This window comes from Entomomonas sp. E7T21, assembly GCF_058693955.1.
This window is the reverse complement of sequence record NZ_CP191672.1, coordinates 2,198,413-2,220,477: the sequence shown is the minus strand read 5'-3', so window position 1 is coordinate 2,220,477 and position 22,065 is coordinate 2,198,413. Positions and strand designations below refer to the sequence as shown.

Here is a 22,065-nt window from a genome sequence, read left to right as displayed (position 1 = left end):
AGATAAGTATGTGGAATAAATTGAAAATCGTAGCAAATAAAAAATGGCCTTTTAGTGACACAATGACTTTATTTGGGTTAATAGTTGGGTTTATTTGGTTTATGTATTTTTATATAGCATGGGGAAATATTTGTATTAAAGATATTATTGAACTCAGTATACCATCTACAGCTGTTCTGTTATTTGCAAAATTAACTGCAAGTTACACAGATGATTGAATATAAGTTATGAAAAAAGATAAACAACCAATAACACCTGCCGAGCGTATGAAAGCTAAGAGGCTTCGTGAAAAAGAATTACACCAACGATTAGGTGGTAAAGAAAAACGAATACACCTCTATAACTATTCAGTAGAGCATATTAAAACTATTATGGAAAAGTGTGATTATAGTTGTGAGGATGAGGCAATAGTGGATGCTTTAGCTGTGGCAACACAAGTGGTATTACAAAATGAAGCTGACTTTAATAATTATTTATCAATGAGTCGTAAAAAATAGTAGTAAGCAATTTTGTTAACAGTGTTAACAGATAATGTAAGTAAAAATCTAAATGAATTAATCCAATTTCCTATTAACTATAGTCTACCTAACTAGAATTAGGTGATTCTATTCTTATTTTAATAATAGGAGTAGATTATGCAACTTATCTTATGTGAAAAACCTGATCAGGGAAAAATAGTCGCTAAAACGTTAGGTATTACCCAGTCGAAAAATGGCTATATTGAAGGAAATGGTATAACTGTAACTTGGTGTATAGGTCATATTTTGGAACTGGCTCAGGCCTCAGATTATGATGAGAAATATAAAAAATGGGCGTTAGATTGGCTTCCCTTTATTCCGAATCAATGGAAATATAACGTAACACCAAAAAAATCTGGACAGTTTAAGATTATTAAACAGTTACTAAAACAAGCAACTGAAGTCATTATAGGTACTGATGCAGATAGGGAAGGTGAGTTAATTGCGCGTGAAGTTATGGTATTGTGTGGTTACAAGGGGCCTGTTAAAAGACTTTGGTACAGTGCTTTAAATGCTACAGCGATTAAAAAAGCTTGGAATGAAATGCAAGATGGTCAAAAAACCTATCCATTATATCTATCTGCTTTAGCTCGTAGTAAAGCAGATTGGCTTGTAGGATGTAATCTTACTTGCTTATTTACAATTTTAGCACAACAAAATGGATATAAAGGCTTTATACCAGTAGGCAGAGTACAAACTCCTACTTTAAAGTTAGTGGTTGATAGAGAGCTAGCTAATACTAATTTTGTTCCAATTCCCTATTGGTTGATAACGATTAAACTCACCAGTCAGGGACAGTCTTTTAAGGCTGCATGGGATGTGCCTAAACAATTTACAGATGAAGTAGGGCGTTGTATTAAACAAGAAGCAGCTATCCAAGCAACTAAACTTTTTCAAACCACAGGACAGGCCACTGTTACCTCAATTACTACAGAGCGTAAAAATACTAATCATCCATTACCTTTTGATTTGGCAGGACTACAACTGATGTGTTGTAACAAATACGGTTTTGATGTGGAGGAAACCCTTAATATTGCCCAATCACTGTATGAGAAACATAAAGCAACTTCTTATCCAAGAACAGAATGTGGTTATTTACCGACTAGTATGTTTGCTGAAGCACCTGTTATATTTAACACATTAGCCAAAACAGATCCTAGTATCAGTAATCTACTCACAAAATTAGATACCACCATTAAATCTAAATCATGGAATGATAAACAAGTGGATAAACATTCACATCATGGCATTATTCCTACGGATGAAATCGTTGATCTTTCAGCTATGACGGAAAAAGAACTACAAGTCTACAAATTAATTAGAGCTAATTACCTTGCCCAGTTCTTACCACTACATGAATATGACCATACAACAGTATTACTGGACTGCAAAGGGCAAACACTGGTAGCAATAGGTAAGAAAATAATAGTTAATGGTTGGAAAGCTTTATTATCAGGAGATATAGATGATGATAATACTGAAACAGAAGAGAGTACAGAGCCATCTGAAGCTAAAAATCAAACACAAATACTACCACCTCTTCAGCAAAATATGACATGTCAGATTAATCAAGTGGATTGTCACTCTAAGCAAACCACTGCACCACCCTTATACAATGAAGGTACGTTAGTAGTAGCTATGAAATCTGTTGCTAAATTAATTGATGATCCTAAAATCAAACAAAAGCTAAGAGAAACGACAGGTATTGGAACACAGGCGACTAGAGCAAATATTATTAAAAAGCTTAAAGACAAAAAGCTAATTACTAAAAAACGAGGTAAATTAATTGCCACAGAAGTAGGGCATTCTATTATAAAGACTGTACCAGATGTTATATCTAATCCTGGTACTACAGGTATATGGGAGCAAGCACTAGATATGATAGAGCAGGGGGAAATATCAATAGATGCCTTTTTGCATAAGCAGTCACAGTGGTTAGCTAGCATGGTTCAGAAGTATGGGAATACTACCATTGAGATTAAGCAACAACCTATAGCAACTGGTGATCCTTGCCCTAAATGTGGCAAACCTACCATAAAACGTAAGGGAAAAACCACTACATTTTGGGGATGTCCTGATTATCCTAAATGTGATGGTGTTATATTTCCTAAAACCCGAAAGAAGAAATATAAAAAACAAGAATAAACAACTAATAACTTTTGTTAACACTGTTAACAGTGTTAACAAAAAAGAGATTAGATAAATTAATCAAACACTATTAAGGGGCACTCTCTTGTAATCTTTTTAAATCGAGAGTTGCCATTAGGTAACCGTTATCAAGAGCTTTTTTATACCAGTATATTGCACTATCTAGGTCGTTTAGTTTCTTTTCATAAATATAAGCAATATTAGCCATTGCATACATATTACCTTTTTCAGCAGCTTTTTTATACCATACTATAGCTAGTTCATAATCCTGTTTAACATATATTCCCCACTCATATAGGGAACCCATATTATATATGGCTTGAATATTACCTTTATCAATAGCCTTTTTATACCATGCCAAAGCTTGTTCACTACTATGTTTGACACCTTCACCTTGAGAATACATATAACCAATATTATACATAGCTGTGCTATTTTCTTTGTCTACACCTTTTAGATACCATTGCATAGCTTGATCGTAATCTTGTGTTACTCCATAACCTTCTTTATACAAATAAGCAATATAATTGATGGCCTCTGTATATCCGTTATCATTAGCTTTTAAAAACCATTGCATAGCTTGTTGATAATCTTTCTGAAAATAATAGACAAGACCAACATGAGCCATAGCTTTACTATTTCCTTTATCTGCTGCCTTAAGATACCAAGGTAAAGCTTGCTGATAATCTTTTTGTTTAAAATGACTTTCAGCCTTAATCATAATCTCATCAATAGATTGATCATCATTTCCATAACTAATAGAACTAAAACAAACAACTATTAAACTAGCTAAAAGGAAATTTAATAGTTTAATAAATATAGTTTTCATAGAATACCTTGGTTTTTTAAAGTATTTATTTAGTCATAAAACAGTTGTATTAAAGGTATGTTAACAGTGTTAACAAAAAAAGAGTAAGAAAAAACTATTTAATATCATAACAGCCAGTAGAAGAATCAACCTCAAGTTCTCCATCAGCACCTATAGGATACTCTGTTTGTATTAAGGTTATATTAATTGAGTTACCACATTTAGGACACTTTGTATCTATTGAGACCCAATAATTAATACTAGGTCCCATGTCACAGTCAGAATCAAAATCTTGGTCAAACTCCCAATCGTTAAGATCTTCGGTTCCTTCAGTATTACACTTGTTACATTTAAAAGTTATATTAGTCATTGAGTCTATCCCCTGTTAACAGTGTTAACAGCAAAAATTACTTATCCATATTCTTTTTTACATAATAATCTACAAGTCCTTTGAGCATTTCAGCCATTTCTTGATTTTTTTCTAGCTGCTCTTGTTCATCTTCAGTTAATTTGATTTTCATAATTTGTACAAAATGAGCCGAATTATTTAATGCTTCTTGTTTTGCTAGGGCAACTCTTTGTTCACCATAATTTTGGCCTAATCGAACAGATATAATACAAATGTCACATTTATGTTTAATGCAGTAAGCAAAGTTTTCTCTGATGAAATCAGTATGATCACCACATGTAGCTATACCTATATTTAAACCATGATAATTATTAATAACCATTTTTCTATCATAATCATTAGCCTGATACTTTTCTGCTTTATCTATGTCATAGTTTGGATCTAGTAGTTTAACCAATTGTAAAAGTGTTTTTGATTTACCTCTAAAATTAAGACCAGTGAGCGCAATAACTGTTTTCATAATAAAAAATCCCTATTTATTGAGTTTATTGAAATAAGACTTGTCAGTTAAATATTATTTTAACATAATAAACATGTTAACCACGTTGACTACTAACGTCATTTAGTAGTACCCCTGAACTGATAACTTTATCGATGGCTCGTGTCGGTTATTAGTTCAAACCTAAGACCGAAAAAGCTTCAGGTGGGTCGGTCGGTGCTTAAATGTAGTTTAAGGATTGAAGCTTTATTCTCTGAGGGTATTTTGGTTAATACCCATTTATTCTTTGATTTATATTTATTATAAATATTATCTAGGTGGATGCTTTAAAAATTTTTATTGAGAGTTTTTAAAGCATCCACTTGGATGCTATTCAGATCCAGGCCTAACTGGATAAACATTTAGGAACCTTTTGTGCCAATTGAGGTGCCAGCTGGATACTAGGTCCAGATAATTGATCAGCTACACATAGGATCAATGGTTGAAAATACTGACAGCGATGATAACTGGATAATGATTGACGAGGGATTATTTGGTTTATTTGAGCTAATCATGTAAACATACTTTGTAGCTTTTTTCTGAAAATTGGTTAATTACTTTACAAACTTGAATTGCCAATCTATTTTATATCAAGGCTACAGGCTTTAATTAGCACAGTCTTTCAAATTATTTTAAAAAAATGCTTGACAAGTGTTTTTTTATAGATATAAATATTAGGCATGGATTGTTAGCGTTGCTAACAAAACCTGCCCAGTGAACCATCGATCTTCAAGGTTCAGTACAACGTAGTTGTATGGTCACATAAAGTCGATAAAAGCGCACGGTAGCATCGACGATTACTAAACTGAGTAATGTGTGCTTCTTTTCTACAAATTCTATTTAGCTTATTGCATGAAATGTGTATAAGTTATTTCATTGAAATTCCATTAAAGAATACCGAATGGGGAAACTTTTTTCCTCATAAAGGAATTCATGTTTCTCCTTTATTTATTTTATTTAAGTTTTATATTGGAGAGACAAATGGCAGATTTAGTGAATGAAATTAAATTGAAATCAAATATTGTTAAGTTATTGACTAGATCAAGCGATCCTGAGTCAAAACAAACAGTATTAAAGTTTCAAGAAATGATTGTAACTGATGTAGTTAATTTGGCTTATAAGGATGTGATTGAAAATAATCACAGAGATCTTGAGCAATTAGATACATTAGGAATAAGTAAGCTTTATGAACTTGAAAAAGCTCGCTTACAAAGTGGAAGTTTTGCTATAGCGTGTTAACACTGTTAACAGCAAAATGAACTAAAAATTTTTTATAAAATTGTTTTTGAACCCAATTGGGGAAATACTTTCCCTTTGGGATTAGTCTTTCTCCAATTTTTTTTGAGAAATATTATGAGTAATCGAACTCTACAAGCTATTTGGAGAAATATCATGACTAATCAAACTCAACAAACTACTCAATACTTCAACGTTCACACTACTGGTCTTGGTTATGTAAACCGTATTCGTGAAGTAAAACCTGAAAATGGTGGTAAGCCATTTTGGTCTTGTACTGTTGCAGTATTAAGAGGTGCATCTGATAACGTTAAGTATACCTATATCGACTGTCGTGTTTCTGGTGAAGAAGCGTTAAGTTTAGTTAAACGCCTTAAAAAGACAGTTGATGAAGCTATCAAAGAGGGTAAGGCTGAACCAAAGCTATTAATCGGCTTTACTATTGGCGATATCTATCCTGAATCATTTACTTATGAATCAGGCGATAAAAAAGGTAAAACTGGTGTAAATATCAAAGGTAGACTACTTCGTATATCTTCTATCAAAAAAGATGGTGAAACAGTTTATCAAGCACCTAAGAAAGAGGAAGCTGATCCAGAAGTTCCAGTAGATAATATTCCTGCTGAACAAATAGAACAAGCTCAACTTCAAAATGATGTTCCAACAACTCCAGCACCTTCTGAGCAACCTGCTCAAGAAGAAGCTGAAGAAATGGCAGCATTTTAATTAACTATTAATAATCAAGGCCTCTTCTGAGGCCTTTTTATTATAAATTTAACCCATTGGGGAAATATTCTTTCCCTTATGGAAATAGTGTTTCTCCAGTACTTAATTTTTTATTTATTGGAGAATGACCATGACTGATTTAACAAGAAGAGAAGTACAGCAAGCTTTTAATACCTATATGAGTAAGCGATATGATACTTGTCCAGATATTAGAGGTTGTAGTTTTCCTTTGCCTAGTAAGAGTAAAGCTTTAGCACCAGGTAGACATATCGTCATTAATACAGGTGTATTTGAGAAGGAGCAAGGTTTTGTAGAGTTAAGTGAAGATTTTTGCTCACAAATGTCTAAACCTAGTAAGCATTTTGATAGAAAGACAAGAGCTTGGTTTGTAGGTCAATATTACATGGGGCAGTATAAAAAGGTTTTTTCTTTTTCAATAAGGTGTTCACCTTATTTCACAGGAGAAGATGCTCCATATGCCGCTGAAGCTCTTGCCAGAAAATGTAGAAAATTTGGCTACATTGAAGCTTTAAAAAAAGAGGGGTTATATGACGATTTTATTAACAATGTGAACACTGTTATTGATAGTAAAATATAACACTTACTTTAATCCCAAGGGAAATTTCTTCTCTTGGGAAGGTATTTCCCTGTTATTTTGGAGAAATACCATGTTTTTAAAAATTGTTGTTCAAGAAAGTAGGGTTAAATCTAAAACTATTGGAGCAAAGGTTAAAACAGATATTGAAGGTGGTATAACTTACGCTCAACATCAAGTTAAATCTATGCTTTCTTATTTAATTGATAACAAAGTAATACAACCCAAGTTAGTAAAGTTAGTAGCATTTATAGAGGGACCAAAAGTTGTGCCAGGTGTATCCTCATTAATAGAGGCTACTGTTGTTTCAGGTAAAATTTTAGAAACAGGAGACATCCAATGGATGATACCTCCAGTTACTAAAGAGGCTGAAGATGCTCTATTTAGGAGTATGCAAAAGCTTGAAAAAGATCCTGATTTAAAAAATACTGATGAAGCTTTGTATTTACAAGGTTTTGATATTTTTTATAAATTTAGTGAACGTGTTGCTGAAGTCTTAAAAAATCTTAATCAACCTATGTTGTATTTAGATATTAATAAGGTGGGTAGTGGCACTATTAAGCTCAAGTAATCATTCATTAAAAAACTTTCCTATGGGGAGATACTTTCCCTAGGAACAGTATTTCTCCTTATTTTTTTATTTGGAGAAATAATATGTCAGTTTTAAACATTTCAAAAAACCAACAACCTATTAAGGTTTGTAATGAGGAAACTACAACTCAAAGTTTAGAGGAAAAGCTACGTAAATTATTGGTCTATAAAAGGCTCTGTAGTCGAACAGATAATAGAAGGGCTGAAGCAAAAATAAAGCATGATGTAGCTATATTTAAGCAGTTTAATATAGACTCGATAGATATATTTTACTTAGCAATACCTGAGACGTTAACTCAATATCCTAAGCTGTTTAAACAGTATGGATTATTAACATTTCATAACTATTCAGTGTTGAATGAATTAAATATTTTAGAGATAGACACTGGTTTTGTTATAGGTACAGTAACCTTTTTTAGAGGGTTTGGAATAAAAGATAGAGTACGATTATTGCGTGAATCTATTGAAAAATTCGATACTTATGATGAAGCAAGAGTGGCTTTAGAAACTACTAATTGGACACAATGGGTGCTACTAGATAATTATGAAGAATCAATTATTGATACAAGTAATTATGATTGGTCACTTTTAAGAAAATAGTCTTTTTTTAAATCAGAATGGCTAACCCAATAGGGAAATACTTTCTCTATTGGGAAAGTGTTTTTCTAGTAATTAATTCGCTAATTATTGGAGAAAAATTATGTCTGTATATTCAAATAAACCAATGCATATTTGTGCTGAAGCATTTGAGACTATTGATAAGTTTGAAGGTTTTGGTGGAAATGTAATCGCTGATATTGAAAAAGCAATTAATCATTTTCAAGATCAGTTCAAAGGTATTTATTTTCCTGTAATAACAGAAAATACCGTTATATTGCGACCAGACTTAAGGTCAAACATGATTAAACCTAAAGTGGTAAGTTTATTCACTTATATAGGGGGTAAACCTATCTCTGAAGGTGTTATTGAACTACTACGGGTCACGCTTTTATCAGGTGTTGTCTTAGAGAATGGTAATATTCAGTGGATGTTACCAATCACTGATGGACCTAATAATAATGATCCACGTATAGAAGAAGCTGAAAATGCATTGTATGAAAAGGTTCTTGAATTAGAACAAAATCCTTTTACAAGAATGAGTGACGAATTTTTGTATTTAAGAGGGTTTGAACCACATTTTCGTTTTAGTGGTGTTGTCAGAAAAGTATTAAATAAACTAAATCAACCATTATTAGTTTGTGATATTGATAAATCTGGCAACTATACAATCAAGCAAAGTCAATAATACTTAGCTAATCATCAACCCAATGGGGGAATACTTTCCCCTTGGGCTTGGTGTTTCTCCATTTTTTCATTTTATAAGTTAATTTTGGGGAAATACCATGTATGAAATTCCAGCTATAGCCTTAGCTCCTGGTCGTCATCAAATTGTATCTACACAAGATGAAGAGGATCAAGGATTTGTAGATTTATCTTTAGAGTTATGTAAAGAGATGTCAAATCCTAGACTTTATGAACATAAAGAAAAGGGATATTACTTTGCATACTACTATCAGGGTAATAAGATAAACGTTAGGTTCAAGGTGATATGCTCACCTTATATTAAAAAAACAGATATTCAGAAATTTCTTGAAGTAGCTAGAAAGTTTGGTTTTGCAACTGCTTCATTAATGTTTATGGAAGGTAATAAACAATGATTGCTGATCGTCAAACTCCTGCTATCTGTTTATCTAGTCATCAACTTAAGGCTTTATGTACTAATACACATCCATCTGAAGAACAGCTTAATGCTTTAATTAGATTATGGATTGTAGCACGTAATAGTACTTCTCAAAATAAGCGTATAGCATCATTTTTACTAAACTTTTGGGGTGGTAGTTACTATAAGTTTGATATGACAGAGTTAAAAACAATGGAAAAGGACTTATTGGATGACTGTTTAACAGTAATTCAGTTACTAAGTACGAGTAGCCAATCACTGACACAGCTTTTAGGTGTGACAGAAGATATGCTTCAAGCTCTAGCCAATCATCATAAAATAAGACCTTTCTATATAACTAAGAAATAAATAGGGCATCTTCGGATGCCTTTTTTATTAGAAAAAGAGCAGTTTCTATTTACCTGCATCATTAATTCATAATAGCTTGCAACATAGTTATATTCACTAATAATTATCTGAGTGGCATATGACTATAGAGATCGAGAAACTTTCAACTAAATATTCTGCAAGCCAAATAGAACATGCATTACTATGGAAAGAACGATTTAAAAAATGTGCAGATAATCCTGATAAATTTGAAAAAAACTTTCTTAAAGATTACTTAGACATAACTAATAGACACTACTTCTGGTTTTACCAGATTAGTGATACAGAAGTTATATTACGTCTCTTTGATTATTTCTTATATTACGATGGTCAATTTATACGTGGTGTAGCTAATACCTATCGTAAAGCCAGTCCTAAAAAATTAACCAAAAGATATATAACCCAATGTAAAGAGATGGTTATAGAGCAAGGTTGCTACTATGATCCGCTTATCCCTAGTACAAGCTTTACTGACAAATTTCGAGAAAATATAGCGAGCTATACGAAATATATTTATTACACATTGCTTGTTAAGAAGTATTTTAAAGTAGTAGATAAGCATTATCACAATGCATACAATATTGATAAAGAGATATGGAATCAGTTTCATACTAATACAACGAGGTTTATCAGAGGTAAGAATTATTATTTTCTTCGTTTGGCAGCCTTTAAGTTAAAGCTTTTTAATCAAGCATTAAACCCCAATATTTTAAAACTTATACGATCAGTTAGGTGTCCTACCTATCGGTTGTATAATTGGGTTGCTGAAGGCAACTCATCTTATCGAGAACAACTGATTAGGGCACAACCTGTATTGGTACCTATGCTAGTATTACATGATGTGACAGATATACACCCATTAAAAGAACTTTTACTTTATTTACAAACCAATAACTACCCTTGGAAACTATTAAATAACATAAAGAAACCTGATCTAATTGAAAAAGATTATATTGATTATAAGTTACCCTACAAGATTAAAGGTGAACCACAATATTTGTTCAACTTATTTGGAGTAGTAGCAGATAGACAGCTACCTTTAAATGAAGTATTAAGTTTCTTTTTTAGAACACCCTCAATTAAAGAGATTAGCTATATAGGTAAAATGAGAGTGTATGATCTAGGAGGAGCCATTTCTTATACTCATTATAATATCTATGATTGGTTATTTGATGGTACTAAACTGGGTAATATAAAACCAAAAAATAAAAAAGAGTGGCAAGCATGGCGAAAATTATATTGGAAATATGAAGAATTTATAACAAAACGTCCAGATTTGATTAGTTTTTTCAAAGGAGTCAAAAACCCTCTGAATGAAGGGATGTTTGATGAATATAAAAGAACTAAAGAAGATTATATGGAAATGATACGTAATTTATCTACTACACGTTTAGGGGGTGATAATCTCTTTTATGAACTAAGAGATAAATTAGAAAGTCATTTAAGCTACATCCAATTAAAAAATATTCTAATTAAATACCATAAAGTATTGCCCAAGCTACAGGCTAAATTGACACAGGAGCTAACAGGCCTTAATCAGGGTAATTCATGGCAACCCATGTTAAACCAAAATAATCTAATAGCACCCAACAAAGTGGTTATCACAGAATTATTAACACCAGAAGCTTTAGAGAAGGAGGGACGTAGTATGAAACATTGCGTTGCCTCTTATTTTTCATCCTGTTTTGAAGGATATTGTCGGATTATTTCTTTTAGAAAAGAAGGTAAATCATTAGCTACTGCTGAGTTTAATATTCAGACTGTTCAACAGGGTGATAGTTACATTGATGAAATACAATGTAGGCAATTTAGAGGCTTTGGTAATAAAGAGACCCCTAAAGAAGCTGACGAGGCATATAGGTGGTTTAGCAAATATTATCTAAGTACTTCATCATCTATTATTAACCTAGACTGGCCAGATGAAAGTTATAAAATTGATGGACTACGTTATTTTCGTAATAAACTTTCGGATGAATTAAGGCATTGGTTAAAGGGTATTATCTTATAAAAATTTACCCTTGAATAATAGGTTTTGGCCTATTTCTATTTAATCGCATAAAAAAAATAACAGCTATGTAAAAGTTAACTTATTTCAAACATGTCAATCATGGAGTTAACTGAATGAAACAGTGCATTGTAATCATCTCACTAGGCTTATTAATCAGTCTAACAGGTTGTTCAAGTAAAGATACAACCCAAAAATCAACACAACAACCCAATATCATTATTACAGATAATGACCAAAATGGTGGCTTTCGTAATCCTGAGCCATTAGCCCCTGATCTTTATCCACAAGGTTCTGAACCAACACCAGAACCTATTATTCGCTATGGTCGATATAATTTAGCCAGTGCCAAGCCTACAGCAGAACAACAAGATTTGATGGCACAAATTATTACTACCAATATTCCCATAACTATTACTAATCCAACTGTGATGGATGCGATGGATTATGTTATGCAAAGATCAGGATATAACCTTTGCCCATCTAGTACGAGTAAAGAAATTCGTACTCTCTACTCAAGAAACTTACCTGCTGCACATTACAAGCTTGGTCCTATTACCTTAAGAAATGCTTTACAAGTTTTAGCAGGTCCTGCTTTCCAAGTGAATGTTGATGAAGTTAACCGTAAGGTTTGTTTTGATGTTAGGGAAGATTACAAATTACCAGAAGCTACATCTAGCATTAAACAAATCGCTGCTAACGATGCTTACTTAGCTACACAGTCCACATTAAAAAATAAAAACAACAAACCTGTAGCAGAGCAAAAAGAAGGGGATAACAACAAATGATTAATTCAGAAAAAATCAAGAAATCATTTAGAGGCCTTACATTTAAGCAGATTTGTTTAATTAGTTCGGCTGTATTCGCTATTTTGTTTCTTACTCTGTTTATTTTAATGAACATTTCTGATAATTCAGCTATAAATAGTTTAAAAACACAAATAACAAAGTATGAGACAGAAATTGAATCATTAAATAACCAAGTTATTACCAGTAAGGAGCGTGTAGAGCATTTTAAAAATGAACTCACTAAAATTATTACTACCAATGATAAAATTAAAGACACAATAGCTAGTCTCAACCGTAGGTTAGAAGAAGTACAGCAGTTCCAATTAGACCAATATTTAAAACAAAGCCAAGCAACTGAAGATTCACCTTCAAAAGATGATATAGCTAACCTACAAACTCAAATTACCACACTACAATTTCAGATAAGCAGTGTTAATCAAAAGATTTACGAACTCAATAAGCAAAATATAACCAGTGTTGTAAACAACCAAACAACAAATACTGGCAACGCCACTACAACCACTGCTAAAACTGTAGTAAGGCCATTAAAACCAAATTTTGCCATCGTTGGTATTGAATCTAGGGGTGGACAGCTATTTGTGGCAGTAGCTCCTTCTTCTTCAGCAAAACTCAACCAAATTTCACTATTACGTGAAGGTGATAGCTATCGTGGTTGGCAATTAAAAACAATTCGTACCAATGCCGCAGTTTTTAATGTAGGTGGTCGTCAACAAGTCATCAGTATTCGTTAGGGGATAATCATGAAATATAACTATTTACTAGCTTATTGTTTATTAACCGTTTCACTGACAGCTTCAGCACAACTATCTGTAACTAGTGATAAAGAAAGTTTTAGTTTTCTTAATCAACAACAACTGCAAGGACAGACTCACGCTGAGACTAAGCAAACTCAGTCGCAAATTACCAATAGCCTTAAACAACAATATGCAGAACAAGCAGCCCAATGGTCACTTACTGAACAAGAATGGGAAAAGTTTGAGGCAATTAAGAAAGGTCCTAGGGGATACTGGAGTCCTAATCTTGATCCATTAACCGCATTAGGTATGGAAGCTGAAACAGATGAGGAACGTCAACGTTATGCAGAAACTCAAGTAAAAATGGAAGTAGCCAGAGTTGAGCGAGAGCTAGCTTATCAACGCGCTTATAACGCAGCCTTTAAACGTCTTTATCCCAATATGCTACCTGTACAAGGCATGGGAACAACTAAACCTTTAATGAGTACTAGTACAGCTACCAGTAATCGTTTAACAGTATTTGTTAAACAAGACTGTAAGCCCTGTGAAGCAAAAGTTAAAACATTGCAAAAAGCAGGTACTGGTTTTGATATATACATGGTCGATAGCAATAACAAAGACGATGTAATCAGAAAGTGGGCCAATAAAGTTGGTATCCAACCACAGCTTGTTCATCGTAAACAAATTACCTTGAATCATGGAGAAAAGCTTTGGAAACAAGTAGGGAGGGAAACGGACAAATTGCCTATTACCTATCTTCAGGCTAATGGGCAATTGGTTCGTCAAAATTAAAAATTTAAGTTGTAGGTAGTAGAAAGTATGAGAAATAAATTGTTATTAGTTTTACCCTTATTTATGACGAATATAGCAATAGCAGGGAACTGGTCTACCATTTTAGATGTTGAGGTATATGGTGACGGAAATGGCAATAACCAGTCGCCATACTCCGTAACAAATGGTTATAACAATACCTTAACAGACATAGACCCTGGTGGGGAAACAAGAAGTTCAGAGTCGAGTATGGTCACAGGTTCTGGTAACTATTTTGGTACGGGGGAATGGAATAGTGCCTTTGGTAATAATAATACCGTCAGAGGCTCTATTTGGACAAATGGAGCTAATATTTTTGGCAACAGTAATAGTACCAATACTGCACACTCTAACACCATTGGCAATAACAACACTGTAACAGGTACAGGCAATATTACTATAGGCAATAATAGTACCGTTTCAGGAACCAATAGTATTTCGTTAGGGAGTAATAATAGTGCCTCCAATGGTGGTATAGCAATAGGTAGTAATTCAACTGCTAGTCGAACAGATGAAGTTAACTTTGGAGATCGTCAACTCACTGGCATATTAGCAGGGCAAGCGGATACTGATGGTGTTAATGTCAGTCAAATGAATAGTAAAGCACTGGAAGTATTGGATGATGCAAAACAGTATACCGATGATACCTTTGAAGATGCAAAATCAGTAGCCAATAGCTATACAGACCAAAAAATCTACGAATTGCTAAATGACAGCACTATCGACTTTTCCAAAGACAATGCTTATACCACAGGGCGTATTAATCAACTAAATAAAAAACTAGAAAAGATACAAAAAGAAGTCAATGCAGGTATCTCTTCAGCTATAGCTTCAGCCTCAGTACCCCAAAAATTAGGCAAGCAAGTTAGTTTCGGTATGGGGGTAGGTACCTACAAAAATGAAATGGCTTATGCCTTGGGTGTTAAGTGGGGTATTACCAAAAGAGTTGCATTAGGATCATCTATTGCTTTCAACACCCAGAAAGATACAAGTTTATCGTTATCACTGGCTTATGGCTTCTAAAGCGTAAAGCCAATGGCAATTATTTATTAGATTTACAACGTTAGAGTGAAATAAGGTGTTTTATGAAAAATGTTAAAAAGAAAGGTTTATTTATTATTAGTGTATTAGCTTTAACAATTGCTAATACTCATGCTAGAACAGTTAATGTGGTTATGCCAGATAATGTGCTACATGGTGATGGCAATGTCATCACTAATGCAGATAAAAGTGTCAATATTGGGTGGGGTGATCGCATTACAGATGTAACCAATACTAACAGCATTGGTTCAAATAATACGATCAATACAGCGACTGATAGTAATGTTAATGGGATTGGAAATAATGTAGAAAATGCCACTGGCACCTCGGCAATGGGCAATAGCAATACAATTAAAGATACAGAAAATAGCCAAGTTATTGGCAACAACAATACTGTTTCAGGTTCAAACAATATTGCTATCGGTAACAACAATAATGTATCAGGCGAAAATAGCATGGCCATTGGAGGTGGTACTGCTAGTAATGGGGGTATTGCCATTGGCAGTGGGTCAACAGCCAATCGAGAAGATGAAGTCAACTTTGGAGATCGTCAACTTACTGGTATCAAAGCAGGTGTGGCAGATACTGATGCAGTAAATGTTGGTCAGCTTAATAGTAAAGCGAGTGAAACACTTCAAAATGCAAATAACTACACTGATAGCAGAGTACCTACTATTATCAACGAAGCTAATCAATATACTGATTACCAATACAATCAGGCAATTGATCAACTTTTTCAGAAAAATCGTGGCTATATCGATAGTCAGATAAATCGCTTAGATAAAAAAATTGATAACTATCGAAATGATGCTTTTGCAGGGGTGGCAGGTGCGTTAGCTATTGCTTCTATTCCGAAAAAGGAAGGCTATCAAACCTCTTATGGCGTAGGTGTTGCTAACTTTCGTAATCAACAAGCCATAGCAGCTGGCATTGAACACAACACCAGTACTAGAACTGTCATGAAATTTAACTTCTCCTCGGATACTAAAGGTGGAATCGGTCTAGGCGCAGGTTTTGCCATAGGGCATTAATGCCATTTGACAGGGAAGTCTTTTTTATCTCTTCAATGCAACGTTGTTAACACTGTTAACAGTGTTAACAAAATCTAAAGGTGAACAAATGTACAAACTCCCTTTATACCTTTTTATTAGTTTCACAAGTTTAGTAGCTACAGCCAATGATAAGCTAACCATTGTAGCTGATCTTGGAGGTGAGTCAGCACTTCAGTACTATCAAACACTTAATATTCAAAATGATAAAAAGCCAGTTAAGCCCATTCCTCTTGTAAAAGTTCCTTATGATGAACGCTCAGTACTACCTATCGTGAGTAAACGATTAACACCAGGTAAGGTTGAGCCACGTTTGATCAATGCTAATGGCTTGATTAGGCCTTTTTTTCTCGTAGGTGATGATGATTATTCCTATCAATGGTTACAAAACAGGGCTGACATACTTAGACGTTTAAAAGCGGTTGGATTAATCGTTAATGCCAACAATGAAGCTTCATTAAAAAAGATCCGCACCTTTCTTCCTGATGTCACTTTATTACCTGTCTCAGGAGATGACATCGCAGATCGCTTTAAATTGACTCATTATCCAGTATTAATCACTGCCACTGGTATAGAACAATAAAAAGGCTTTGACGAGGGAAAAGGCTATGGCAAAAAAGCATATCTTAGAATCAAAATTAAGGCCTCCTGTAGAGTTGTATACTGCAACTGTTTGTTTTGGTAGTGCAGCACTCTGTTTGCATTCTCCTTGGGCGTTAGCATTATCACCACAAATAGGTATTTATACAGCAATAGGATTTGGTTGTTTAGGTACTATTAGAGCTAAACAAGGTTATGAAGTGCTGCGTTACCATCGTAATATAAAGCGACTGCCTACCTATGAAATGACCTCAAAGCAAATACCTATTAGCAATAAATTCTTGTTTATGGGCAAAGGTTTCATGTGGACAAGAGAGCATACGCAACGACTAATCGATTCTGATGATCCCAATGTTCAAAAATATGTTACCCCTTCAAGTTTCTTTAATTTAGCTCGCTATTTAGAGAAAAAGTTTGAAAATACCTCACTAGCACCACTGACTAAACTCACACAAACAGACCATTGGCTTAACCCTGTTAGACCATTACCACCTGTGGGGGGTAAATCAACCATACATGGTGTAGAACCCAATGAAGTAGATGCTTATTTACCATTAGGTGAAAGAGTTGGACATACAGTTGTTTTCGGAACTACTCGTGTAGGTAAAACTCGTCTATGCGAAGTTTATGTTACCCAAGATATACATCGTGGAGAAGTGGTAATTGTATTTGATCCTAAAGGTGATGCTGATCTACTGAAGCGAATGTATGCTGAATGTAAACGTGCAGGTCGTTTAAATGAATTCTATATGTTCCATCTAGGACACCCTGAAATATCAGCACGATATAATGCCGTAGGTCGTTTTGGACGTGTATCTGAAGTTGCTTCAAGGGTAGCAGGGCAACTTAGTGGATCGGGTAATAGTGCAGCGTTTAAAGAATTTGCTTGGCGATTTGTTAACATCATAGCCAGAGCACTGGTAGGTTTAGGTAAGCGTCCTGATTATTCATTAATTGCCCGTTATGTAATTAATATGGATGAACTCTTTGTTGAATATGCCATGACCTACTTCAACAAATACCAACCTAATGCTGCTGAACTAATTGTCAAAATTGAAGGAGGCCTGAACGATAAAAATATACCCATGAATATGCGTGGTCGTGAAAAACGAGTGATTGCTATTGAACAATATATCACTGTAAGCAAAACCTACGACCCTGTACTAGATGGTCTACGTTCAGCGATACGCTATGATAAAACCTACTTTGATAAGATCGTAGCTTCCTTATTGCCCCTGCTTGAAAAACTAACCTCTGGTAAAACAGCCGAACTACTAGCACCTGATTACACCGACTTAAACGATGATCGTCCAATCTTTGATTGGCAACAGGTTATTCGTAAGCGTGGTGTAGTTTATGTTGGCTTAGATGCCATGTCAGACTCAGAAGTGGCAGCAGCAGTAGGTAACTCCATGTTTGCCGACTTAGTATCAATGGCAGGGTGGATTTACAAACATGGTTTAAATGAAGGCTTACCAGGGCAAGCAACCAATAAAAAAACACCTATTAATATTCATGCAGATGAATTTAACGAATTAATGGGCGATGAATTTATACCCTTAATCAATAAGGGGGGTGGTGCAGGTATTCAAGTGACTGCCTATACACAGACACTAAGTGATATTGAAGCACGTATAGGTAATGCTGCAAAGGCAGGGCAAGTAATAGGTAACTTTAATAACTTACAAATGCTTAGAGTACGTGAACCTAAAACAGGAGAACTACTCACCAACCAACTGCCTAAAGTTAATATCCTAACCAATACATTAGTATCTGGTGCAACGGATGTGGCTGATCCAACAGCCAACACACAGTTCACATCATCCTCTCAAGATCGGGTAAGTCAAACCAGTGTACCTATGTTAGAACCTGCCATTATGACCAAACTACCTAAAGGTCAAATGTTCTCTTTACAAGAAGGTGGACAGCTTTGGAAAGTTAGAATGCCATTACCTAAACCAGATCCAGATGACATTCTGCCTGATCGTTTACAAGACCTTGTTAACGACATGCGAAAGAACTACAACGCTAATGCAGGGGAGTGGTGGAAGTCCTCTATCAGTGCACCTTCTAGTATTGAAGGCTTTGAAGATTTACTTAAATCATACAGTACACCACCTTCAGTAATAGATGATGGTATAGATGATGAGCTTATGTTTTTTGGTAGTCAAATGACTGAACAATCTTATGAAGCAACTGCTGACTTGCAAGACTAAGGACAACATAATGCAAATGGCCGAATGCAACCACAGCAAAACGATTATTAACTCTATTCAAGTACATAGTTTAGAAGTTGATAAAATTGCTTCAGATTACCTAAAAACACTGCTCAATAAACTCTTATTTCATTCTGACACAGAAGAAAGCTTAATCAAACAACTCATAGAGCTAGGATTAAAGCCAACAGTACTTGAAGAAGTAAGTATTGCAACAAAGGCCCTTATGATAGACGACCCTGATGTAGGTAAAGCAGTTCTCTATCTTAATGAAATCACTGTTAGCATACATTAGGAAAAAATATGAGTAGCACAGTATCTGAAGCACAAAGAATACAAGCTAAACCCAAAGGTTTTATTGGAAAAACAATCAACTTACCCTTTGCAATATTAGGACTACTGCTAGTCTCATTATTACTCTCCATTGTCTTTGAATGGATCGGTATATTCTTCTTTTGGAGTGAAGAGGGTTGGCATCATAGTCAAATGATGTTTAATACAGAATTAGGATGGTTGAATGATAACTTTAAGCAATCATTGGTAGTGAGTGAACCAGGCTCTACAATTGTTTGGCTATTAGAATTAATTTATGAATGGTTATTTGTTAAAACAGGATTTGTAGATTTTACCTCTAGTGCAAGGGTTAGCAGTCAACAAGGCAATGATGTAGCGACAATCTATATTCTGATTGAAGACTACTTAGTTGCCATTATTTATGTCACCTTAACCTTTATTGTAAGGGTAATGGTATTAGTTCTATCAATCCCTTTATTTATGATGGCCATGTTAACAGGCTTTACTGAAGGACTAGTAAGGCGTGATTTAAGACGTTTTGGAGCAGGGCGAGAATCAAGTTTTATCTATCATAGAGCTAAACGATTGATTACCCCCTTATTGATAGCACCTTGGTTCATTTACTTATCCTGTCCAGTATCTGTCAATCCTGTATGGGTGTTAATACCCTGTGCCATTGCATTAGGTATTGCAGTTACAGTGACTGCTGCTACCTTTAAAAAATACCTTTAATTTATCTTACTTCAGGAGTTACTATGCAACGTTACCGACATACCACTAGTTATTTTAAGATTCCTCATGTAGTAAATAAAACAGGCCTATTATTTAAAAAGCAAGAACAACCTAAAGAACCTGATGATAAATTAATATTATCAGAGCTTGAAGCGCATGTGAATCAATATGAAAAGCAAGGGTATGAACTTATCAATACCCAAGCTGTTTTAAAGGCAGTTGAAATGCAAGTAACAGAACAATCTATCACCAGAGGCACAGCCTATAATCTGACTGATGGCATTATATTGTTTTGGAAAAGAGCTATTTAGTCTGTTAACACTGTTAACAGTAAATATATAAAAAAGGTATTACCAAAATAAGTAATACCCCTTAAAAATAGTTATTTTTTCTTTTCAAATTGATTTTTATTCCTGCTAATAGCTGAAGATACTTCATCTTGGGTTAATTTTCTTTTGTTAGTATCTTTTCTAGTCTGTTTACCAATTTCTTGAAGCTTCTCACGATTAGCTTCGGTCTGTCTGAGTTCATGTTTTTTAAGTTGATAATTTAATTCGTGGTCTTCTTGAAAGTTAACAAATTTGTTGTCGGTCATTTTTCCAACTCCTATATTACTTTAAAAAATAAATATAGGGATAAAAGAATGGCTTTCAAGTATGGTTTTGCTTTATAAAAACTAATTGGTGATCCAAGTCATCAATTGTATTTTTTACAATAACTACTTAGTTCTCTTTGGCATTATGTTTTTGATCATCATTAGAAGTTTCTACATAAATAATAGCTATATCTGAGTCTTTAAAGGTAATGCAGTTTTTAAGTCTCGTATTTTTTGTTAATTTGTGTGGTGGGAAAGGTTTTTTACATAGCACACGATTATTTCCAAGAAAGTATTGAGTGTAAGCAGGGAAGATATTACTTTCTAAGAACTTAGCTTTTATTTTAGTTTCATCATTAACTTCATCTTTATCATAATTATCAGTTGTTAATAGCTTTGTTAAAATTGCTTTTTTATAACTGTCATTAATTAATAAAAAATGTTGTTCTTGATCGTTATAAATGCCTGAATTTTTTAAAATAATAGTTTTATAGGCTAATGGAGAAACGATCAGGCTCAATATGGCTAGTATTACTATAATGACAAGAATTTTTGTAATGATACTAGCAGCCTTATGATTAGAGCTTTTAAGTGCAAGATAAACACAGCCAGGGATATATCCTAATATTGAAGTAATAATAATAGAAATTCTTACGGGCTTACTTTCTAAGGAGTCTACAAAAAAATTATTTAAACTTGCGAAGTTTGGAATTGGTAGTATGGTGGCAATAAAGATAAAAACGATGATGAATAAAAATTCAATTTTATTCTTTTTTGTTAGACTGTGATAAATGGAAAGCCAGATAGTAGTGTATGGTTTAAAATTACTAGGAATAAATAGTACACCTATTAAGATTAGAGCTACTATGCAAAGGATTTCCTCGACAGAAAGAGTTTTAGTAAACTCCCAAGATGACCAAAAATAAATAATAAATGCTAAAGGGGTAAGAAAATAAGCCATTATAAGTGAAGTGGGAATTTTATTTTCGTTATAGTTAGTGGTTACTAGCATTGTAGCTATTATAGTAGGGGTAAAAACAAGAACACAGAATGTAAAAGCAAAGATAAATGCAACCAAAACAATACTAAGTAAGCTACTAAATGAAGCCAGAGAAGAGTTATATAGATCAATTGCATCCAATTTTTGCAATAAATCAAAAATAATTAAAGCAATTATAAAACTAAAAAAACTTGTTAAAAGTGTTAAGGATTGTAGAAAAAAACCTGCCCAATTGTAGAGAGTTTGACTTAATGAAGAAGGAAAGATTTGTTTCTCATACTTCTTATTAGACACAATATCTATTTTGTTGTTAACAGTGTTAACATGTTGGTTATTTTGTGTTACTGGTGGTTCAAGCTTATTGTTGTTATTAACGTCTGTCATTAACAAAATCCTTGTATATAAGTCATGTCTTAAATAATTAACCTATTAATATAGCTGACTGTAGCTACTTTGTAAAAAACATAACTGCATAATAAATTCCCTGTTTGAAATCTACCCTCAATTAATAGGTTTTAGCCTATTTCTATTTAACTGCATAATTTAAGTCCATTTTTTAGGAAGCTTATTAAACGCTAAAACATC

The 22,065-nt window shown here is 33.8% G+C and carries 27 protein-coding genes; 22 read left to right on the top strand and 5 right to left on the bottom strand.

The window, feature by feature from the left end; all coding sequences use genetic code 11:
- The first annotated feature begins 8 nt into the window (after positions 1–8).
- From ACQVD9_RS10690 to ACQVD9_RS10680, 3 genes are all read left to right on the top strand, one after another.
- On the top strand, positions 9–218 hold the full coding sequence (locus ACQVD9_RS10690; protein ID WP_201095259.1) for a hypothetical protein: 210 nt from the start codon (positions 9–11) through the stop codon (positions 216–218).
- Between the two features lie 9 nt (positions 219–227).
- Complete coding sequence (locus tag ACQVD9_RS10685; protein WP_201095261.1) at positions 228–497, top strand: hypothetical protein; 270 nt, start codon at positions 228–230, stop codon at positions 495–497.
- 138 nt (positions 498–635) lie between these two features.
- Positions 636–2,663, top strand: a complete 2,028-nt coding sequence (locus ACQVD9_RS10680) for a DNA topoisomerase III (RefSeq protein WP_201095262.1) — start codon at positions 636–638, stop codon at positions 2,661–2,663.
- 73 nt (positions 2,664–2,736) lie between these two features.
- Here the strand turns inward: ACQVD9_RS10680 and ACQVD9_RS10675 are convergent, their stop codons facing one another.
- From ACQVD9_RS10675 to ACQVD9_RS10665, 3 genes are all read right to left on the bottom strand, one after another.
- Positions 2,737–3,495, bottom strand: coding sequence for a tetratricopeptide repeat protein (locus ACQVD9_RS10675; RefSeq protein ID WP_201095263.1), 759 nt, complete (start codon positions 3,493–3,495; stop codon positions 2,737–2,739).
- A gap of 94 nt (positions 3,496–3,589) precedes the next feature.
- The gene (locus ACQVD9_RS10670) at positions 3,590–3,844 is read right to left on the bottom strand and encodes a hypothetical protein (RefSeq protein ID WP_201095264.1); all 255 of its coding nucleotides are present in this window, start codon (positions 3,842–3,844) and stop codon (positions 3,590–3,592) included.
- Positions 3,845–3,881: 37 nt separating this feature from the next.
- Positions 3,882–4,343, bottom strand: a complete 462-nt coding sequence (locus tag ACQVD9_RS10665; RefSeq protein WP_201095265.1) for a hypothetical protein — start codon at positions 4,341–4,343, stop codon at positions 3,882–3,884.
- Between the two features lie 999 nt (positions 4,344–5,342).
- Between ACQVD9_RS10665 and ACQVD9_RS10660 the strand changes: the two genes are divergently transcribed.
- The 19 genes from ACQVD9_RS10660 (at position 5,343) to ACQVD9_RS10570 (ending at position 20,196) form a co-directional block, all read left to right on the top strand.
- The gene (locus ACQVD9_RS10660) at positions 5,343–5,600 is read left to right on the top strand and encodes a hypothetical protein (protein ID WP_201095266.1); all 258 of its coding nucleotides are present in this window, start codon (positions 5,343–5,345) and stop codon (positions 5,598–5,600) included.
- A 153-nt stretch (positions 5,601–5,753) separates the two neighbouring features.
- Positions 5,754–6,323, top strand: a complete 570-nt coding sequence (locus ACQVD9_RS10655; protein WP_236254057.1) for a DUF3577 domain-containing protein — start codon at positions 5,754–5,756, stop codon at positions 6,321–6,323.
- Between the two features lie 130 nt (positions 6,324–6,453).
- Positions 6,454–6,921, top strand: a complete 468-nt coding sequence (locus tag ACQVD9_RS10650; RefSeq protein ID WP_201095268.1) for a hypothetical protein — start codon at positions 6,454–6,456, stop codon at positions 6,919–6,921.
- 70 nt (positions 6,922–6,991) lie between these two features.
- Positions 6,992–7,489 carry a hypothetical protein gene (locus ACQVD9_RS10645; protein ID WP_201095270.1) on the top strand — a complete coding sequence of 166 codons (498 nt, stop codon included), beginning with the start codon at positions 6,992–6,994 and terminating at the stop codon, positions 7,487–7,489.
- A gap of 83 nt (positions 7,490–7,572) precedes the next feature.
- Positions 7,573–8,109: a hypothetical protein gene (locus ACQVD9_RS10640; RefSeq protein WP_201095272.1), complete on the top strand. Its 537-nt coding sequence runs from the start codon at positions 7,573–7,575 to the stop codon at positions 8,107–8,109.
- 100 nt (positions 8,110–8,209) lie between these two features.
- Positions 8,210–8,794 (top strand): hypothetical protein, encoded by a 585-nt coding sequence (locus tag ACQVD9_RS10635; RefSeq protein ID WP_201095274.1) that lies wholly within the window; start codon positions 8,210–8,212, stop codon positions 8,792–8,794.
- Positions 8,795–8,891: 97 nt separating this feature from the next.
- On the top strand, positions 8,892–9,206 hold the full coding sequence (locus ACQVD9_RS10630; RefSeq protein WP_201095276.1) for a hypothetical protein: 315 nt from the start codon (positions 8,892–8,894) through the stop codon (positions 9,204–9,206).
- A complete protein-coding gene (locus tag ACQVD9_RS10625; protein WP_201095277.1) occupies positions 9,203–9,577 on the top strand; it encodes a DUF7673 family protein in 375 nt (124 codons plus the stop codon). The genes ACQVD9_RS10630 and ACQVD9_RS10625 overlap by 4 nt, the downstream gene beginning before the upstream one ends.
- A 118-nt stretch (positions 9,578–9,695) precedes the next feature.
- On the top strand, positions 9,696–11,603 hold the full coding sequence (locus tag ACQVD9_RS10620) for a PcfJ domain-containing protein (protein WP_201095278.1): 1,908 nt from the start codon (positions 9,696–9,698) through the stop codon (positions 11,601–11,603).
- A gap of 113 nt (positions 11,604–11,716) precedes the next feature.
- Positions 11,717–12,388, top strand: a complete 672-nt coding sequence (pilL2, locus tag ACQVD9_RS10615) for a PFGI-1 class ICE element type IV pilus protein PilL2 (protein WP_201095279.1) — start codon at positions 11,717–11,719, stop codon at positions 12,386–12,388.
- Positions 12,385–13,140 carry a hypothetical protein gene (locus ACQVD9_RS10610; RefSeq protein ID WP_201095280.1) on the top strand — a complete coding sequence of 252 codons (756 nt, stop codon included), beginning with the start codon at positions 12,385–12,387 and terminating at the stop codon, positions 13,138–13,140. The genes pilL2 and ACQVD9_RS10610 overlap by 4 nt, the downstream gene beginning before the upstream one ends.
- Before the next feature lie 9 nt (positions 13,141–13,149).
- Positions 13,150–13,935 carry a TIGR03759 family integrating conjugative element protein gene (locus tag ACQVD9_RS10605; RefSeq protein ID WP_201095281.1) on the top strand — a complete coding sequence of 262 codons (786 nt, stop codon included), beginning with the start codon at positions 13,150–13,152 and terminating at the stop codon, positions 13,933–13,935.
- Between the two features lie 27 nt (positions 13,936–13,962).
- Positions 13,963–14,976 (top strand): YadA-like family protein, encoded by a 1,014-nt coding sequence (locus ACQVD9_RS10600; protein ID WP_201095282.1) that lies wholly within the window; start codon positions 13,963–13,965, stop codon positions 14,974–14,976.
- Positions 14,977–15,038: 62 nt separating this feature from the next.
- Positions 15,039–16,025: a YadA-like family protein gene (locus tag ACQVD9_RS10595; protein WP_201095284.1), complete on the top strand. Its 987-nt coding sequence runs from the start codon at positions 15,039–15,041 to the stop codon at positions 16,023–16,025.
- A gap of 88 nt (positions 16,026–16,113) precedes the next feature.
- A complete protein-coding gene (locus ACQVD9_RS10590; protein ID WP_201095286.1) occupies positions 16,114–16,626 on the top strand; it encodes an integrating conjugative element protein in 513 nt (170 codons plus the stop codon).
- A 25-nt stretch (positions 16,627–16,651) separates the two neighbouring features.
- Positions 16,652–18,859, top strand: coding sequence for a type IV conjugative transfer system coupling protein TraD (gene traD / locus ACQVD9_RS10585; protein ID WP_201095288.1), 2,208 nt, complete (start codon positions 16,652–16,654; stop codon positions 18,857–18,859).
- 10 nt (positions 18,860–18,869) lie between these two features.
- Entirely contained in the window at positions 18,870–19,154 is a 285-nt protein-coding gene (locus tag ACQVD9_RS10580; protein ID WP_201095291.1) for a hypothetical protein, read from the top strand.
- Positions 19,155–19,162: 8 nt separating this feature from the next.
- Positions 19,163–19,885, top strand: coding sequence for a TIGR03747 family integrating conjugative element membrane protein (locus ACQVD9_RS10575; protein ID WP_201095292.1), 723 nt, complete (start codon positions 19,163–19,165; stop codon positions 19,883–19,885).
- 23 nt (positions 19,886–19,908) lie between these two features.
- A complete protein-coding gene (locus ACQVD9_RS10570; protein ID WP_201095293.1) occupies positions 19,909–20,196 on the top strand; it encodes a hypothetical protein in 288 nt (95 codons plus the stop codon).
- Positions 20,197–20,267: 71 nt separating this feature from the next.
- Here the strand turns inward: ACQVD9_RS10570 and ACQVD9_RS10565 are convergent, their stop codons facing one another.
- Together ACQVD9_RS10565 and ACQVD9_RS10560 are read right to left on the bottom strand one after the other, a co-directional pair.
- Positions 20,268–20,480, bottom strand: coding sequence for a hypothetical protein (locus ACQVD9_RS10565; RefSeq protein WP_201095294.1), 213 nt, complete (start codon positions 20,478–20,480; stop codon positions 20,268–20,270).
- Positions 20,481–20,607: 127 nt separating this feature from the next.
- Complete coding sequence (locus tag ACQVD9_RS10560) at positions 20,608–21,864, bottom strand: hypothetical protein (protein ID WP_201095295.1); 1,257 nt, start codon at positions 21,862–21,864, stop codon at positions 20,608–20,610.
- Positions 21,865–22,065 lie beyond the last annotated feature (201 nt).

What these genes read in the sequence shown, in the direction of transcription:
- ACQVD9_RS10690 (WP_201095259.1), top strand. Translation starts at nt 9, where the DNA reads ATGTGGAATAAATTGAAAATCGTAGCAAATAAAAAATGGCCTTTTAGT.
- ACQVD9_RS10685 (WP_201095261.1), top strand. Translation starts at nt 228, where the DNA reads ATGAAAAAAGATAAACAACCAATAACACCTGCCGAGCGTATGAAAGCT.
- ACQVD9_RS10680 (WP_201095262.1), top strand. Translation starts at nt 636, where the DNA reads ATGCAACTTATCTTATGTGAAAAACCTGATCAGGGAAAAATAGTCGCT.
- ACQVD9_RS10675 (WP_201095263.1), bottom strand. Translation starts at nt 3,495, where the DNA reads ATGAAAACTATATTTATTAAACTATTAAATTTCCTTTTAGCTAGTTTA.
- ACQVD9_RS10670 (WP_201095264.1), bottom strand. Translation starts at nt 3,844, where the DNA reads ATGACTAATATAACTTTTAAATGTAACAAGTGTAATACTGAAGGAACC.
- ACQVD9_RS10665 (WP_201095265.1), bottom strand. Translation starts at nt 4,343, where the DNA reads ATGAAAACAGTTATTGCGCTCACTGGTCTTAATTTTAGAGGTAAATCA.
- ACQVD9_RS10660 (WP_201095266.1), top strand. Translation starts at nt 5,343, where the DNA reads ATGGCAGATTTAGTGAATGAAATTAAATTGAAATCAAATATTGTTAAG.
- ACQVD9_RS10655 (WP_236254057.1), top strand. Translation starts at nt 5,754, where the DNA reads ATGACTAATCAAACTCAACAAACTACTCAATACTTCAACGTTCACACT.
- ACQVD9_RS10650 (WP_201095268.1), top strand. Translation starts at nt 6,454, where the DNA reads ATGACTGATTTAACAAGAAGAGAAGTACAGCAAGCTTTTAATACCTAT.
- ACQVD9_RS10645 (WP_201095270.1), top strand. Translation starts at nt 6,992, where the DNA reads ATGTTTTTAAAAATTGTTGTTCAAGAAAGTAGGGTTAAATCTAAAACT.
- ACQVD9_RS10640 (WP_201095272.1), top strand. Translation starts at nt 7,573, where the DNA reads ATGTCAGTTTTAAACATTTCAAAAAACCAACAACCTATTAAGGTTTGT.
- ACQVD9_RS10635 (WP_201095274.1), top strand. Translation starts at nt 8,210, where the DNA reads ATGTCTGTATATTCAAATAAACCAATGCATATTTGTGCTGAAGCATTT.
- ACQVD9_RS10630 (WP_201095276.1), top strand. Translation starts at nt 8,892, where the DNA reads ATGTATGAAATTCCAGCTATAGCCTTAGCTCCTGGTCGTCATCAAATT.
- ACQVD9_RS10625 (WP_201095277.1), top strand. Translation starts at nt 9,203, where the DNA reads ATGATTGCTGATCGTCAAACTCCTGCTATCTGTTTATCTAGTCATCAA.
- ACQVD9_RS10620 (WP_201095278.1), top strand. Translation starts at nt 9,696, where the DNA reads ATGACTATAGAGATCGAGAAACTTTCAACTAAATATTCTGCAAGCCAA.
- pilL2 (WP_201095279.1), top strand. Translation starts at nt 11,717, where the DNA reads ATGAAACAGTGCATTGTAATCATCTCACTAGGCTTATTAATCAGTCTA.
- ACQVD9_RS10610 (WP_201095280.1), top strand. Translation starts at nt 12,385, where the DNA reads ATGATTAATTCAGAAAAAATCAAGAAATCATTTAGAGGCCTTACATTT.
- ACQVD9_RS10605 (WP_201095281.1), top strand. Translation starts at nt 13,150, where the DNA reads ATGAAATATAACTATTTACTAGCTTATTGTTTATTAACCGTTTCACTG.
- ACQVD9_RS10600 (WP_201095282.1), top strand. Translation starts at nt 13,963, where the DNA reads ATGAGAAATAAATTGTTATTAGTTTTACCCTTATTTATGACGAATATA.
- ACQVD9_RS10595 (WP_201095284.1), top strand. Translation starts at nt 15,039, where the DNA reads ATGAAAAATGTTAAAAAGAAAGGTTTATTTATTATTAGTGTATTAGCT.
- ACQVD9_RS10590 (WP_201095286.1), top strand. Translation starts at nt 16,114, where the DNA reads ATGTACAAACTCCCTTTATACCTTTTTATTAGTTTCACAAGTTTAGTA.
- traD (WP_201095288.1), top strand. Translation starts at nt 16,652, where the DNA reads ATGGCAAAAAAGCATATCTTAGAATCAAAATTAAGGCCTCCTGTAGAG.
- ACQVD9_RS10580 (WP_201095291.1), top strand. Translation starts at nt 18,870, where the DNA reads ATGCAAATGGCCGAATGCAACCACAGCAAAACGATTATTAACTCTATT.
- ACQVD9_RS10575 (WP_201095292.1), top strand. Translation starts at nt 19,163, where the DNA reads ATGAGTAGCACAGTATCTGAAGCACAAAGAATACAAGCTAAACCCAAA.
- ACQVD9_RS10570 (WP_201095293.1), top strand. Translation starts at nt 19,909, where the DNA reads ATGCAACGTTACCGACATACCACTAGTTATTTTAAGATTCCTCATGTA.
- ACQVD9_RS10565 (WP_201095294.1), bottom strand. Translation starts at nt 20,480, where the DNA reads ATGACCGACAACAAATTTGTTAACTTTCAAGAAGACCACGAATTAAAT.
- ACQVD9_RS10560 (WP_201095295.1), bottom strand. Translation starts at nt 21,864, where the DNA reads ATGACAGACGTTAATAACAACAATAAGCTTGAACCACCAGTAACACAA.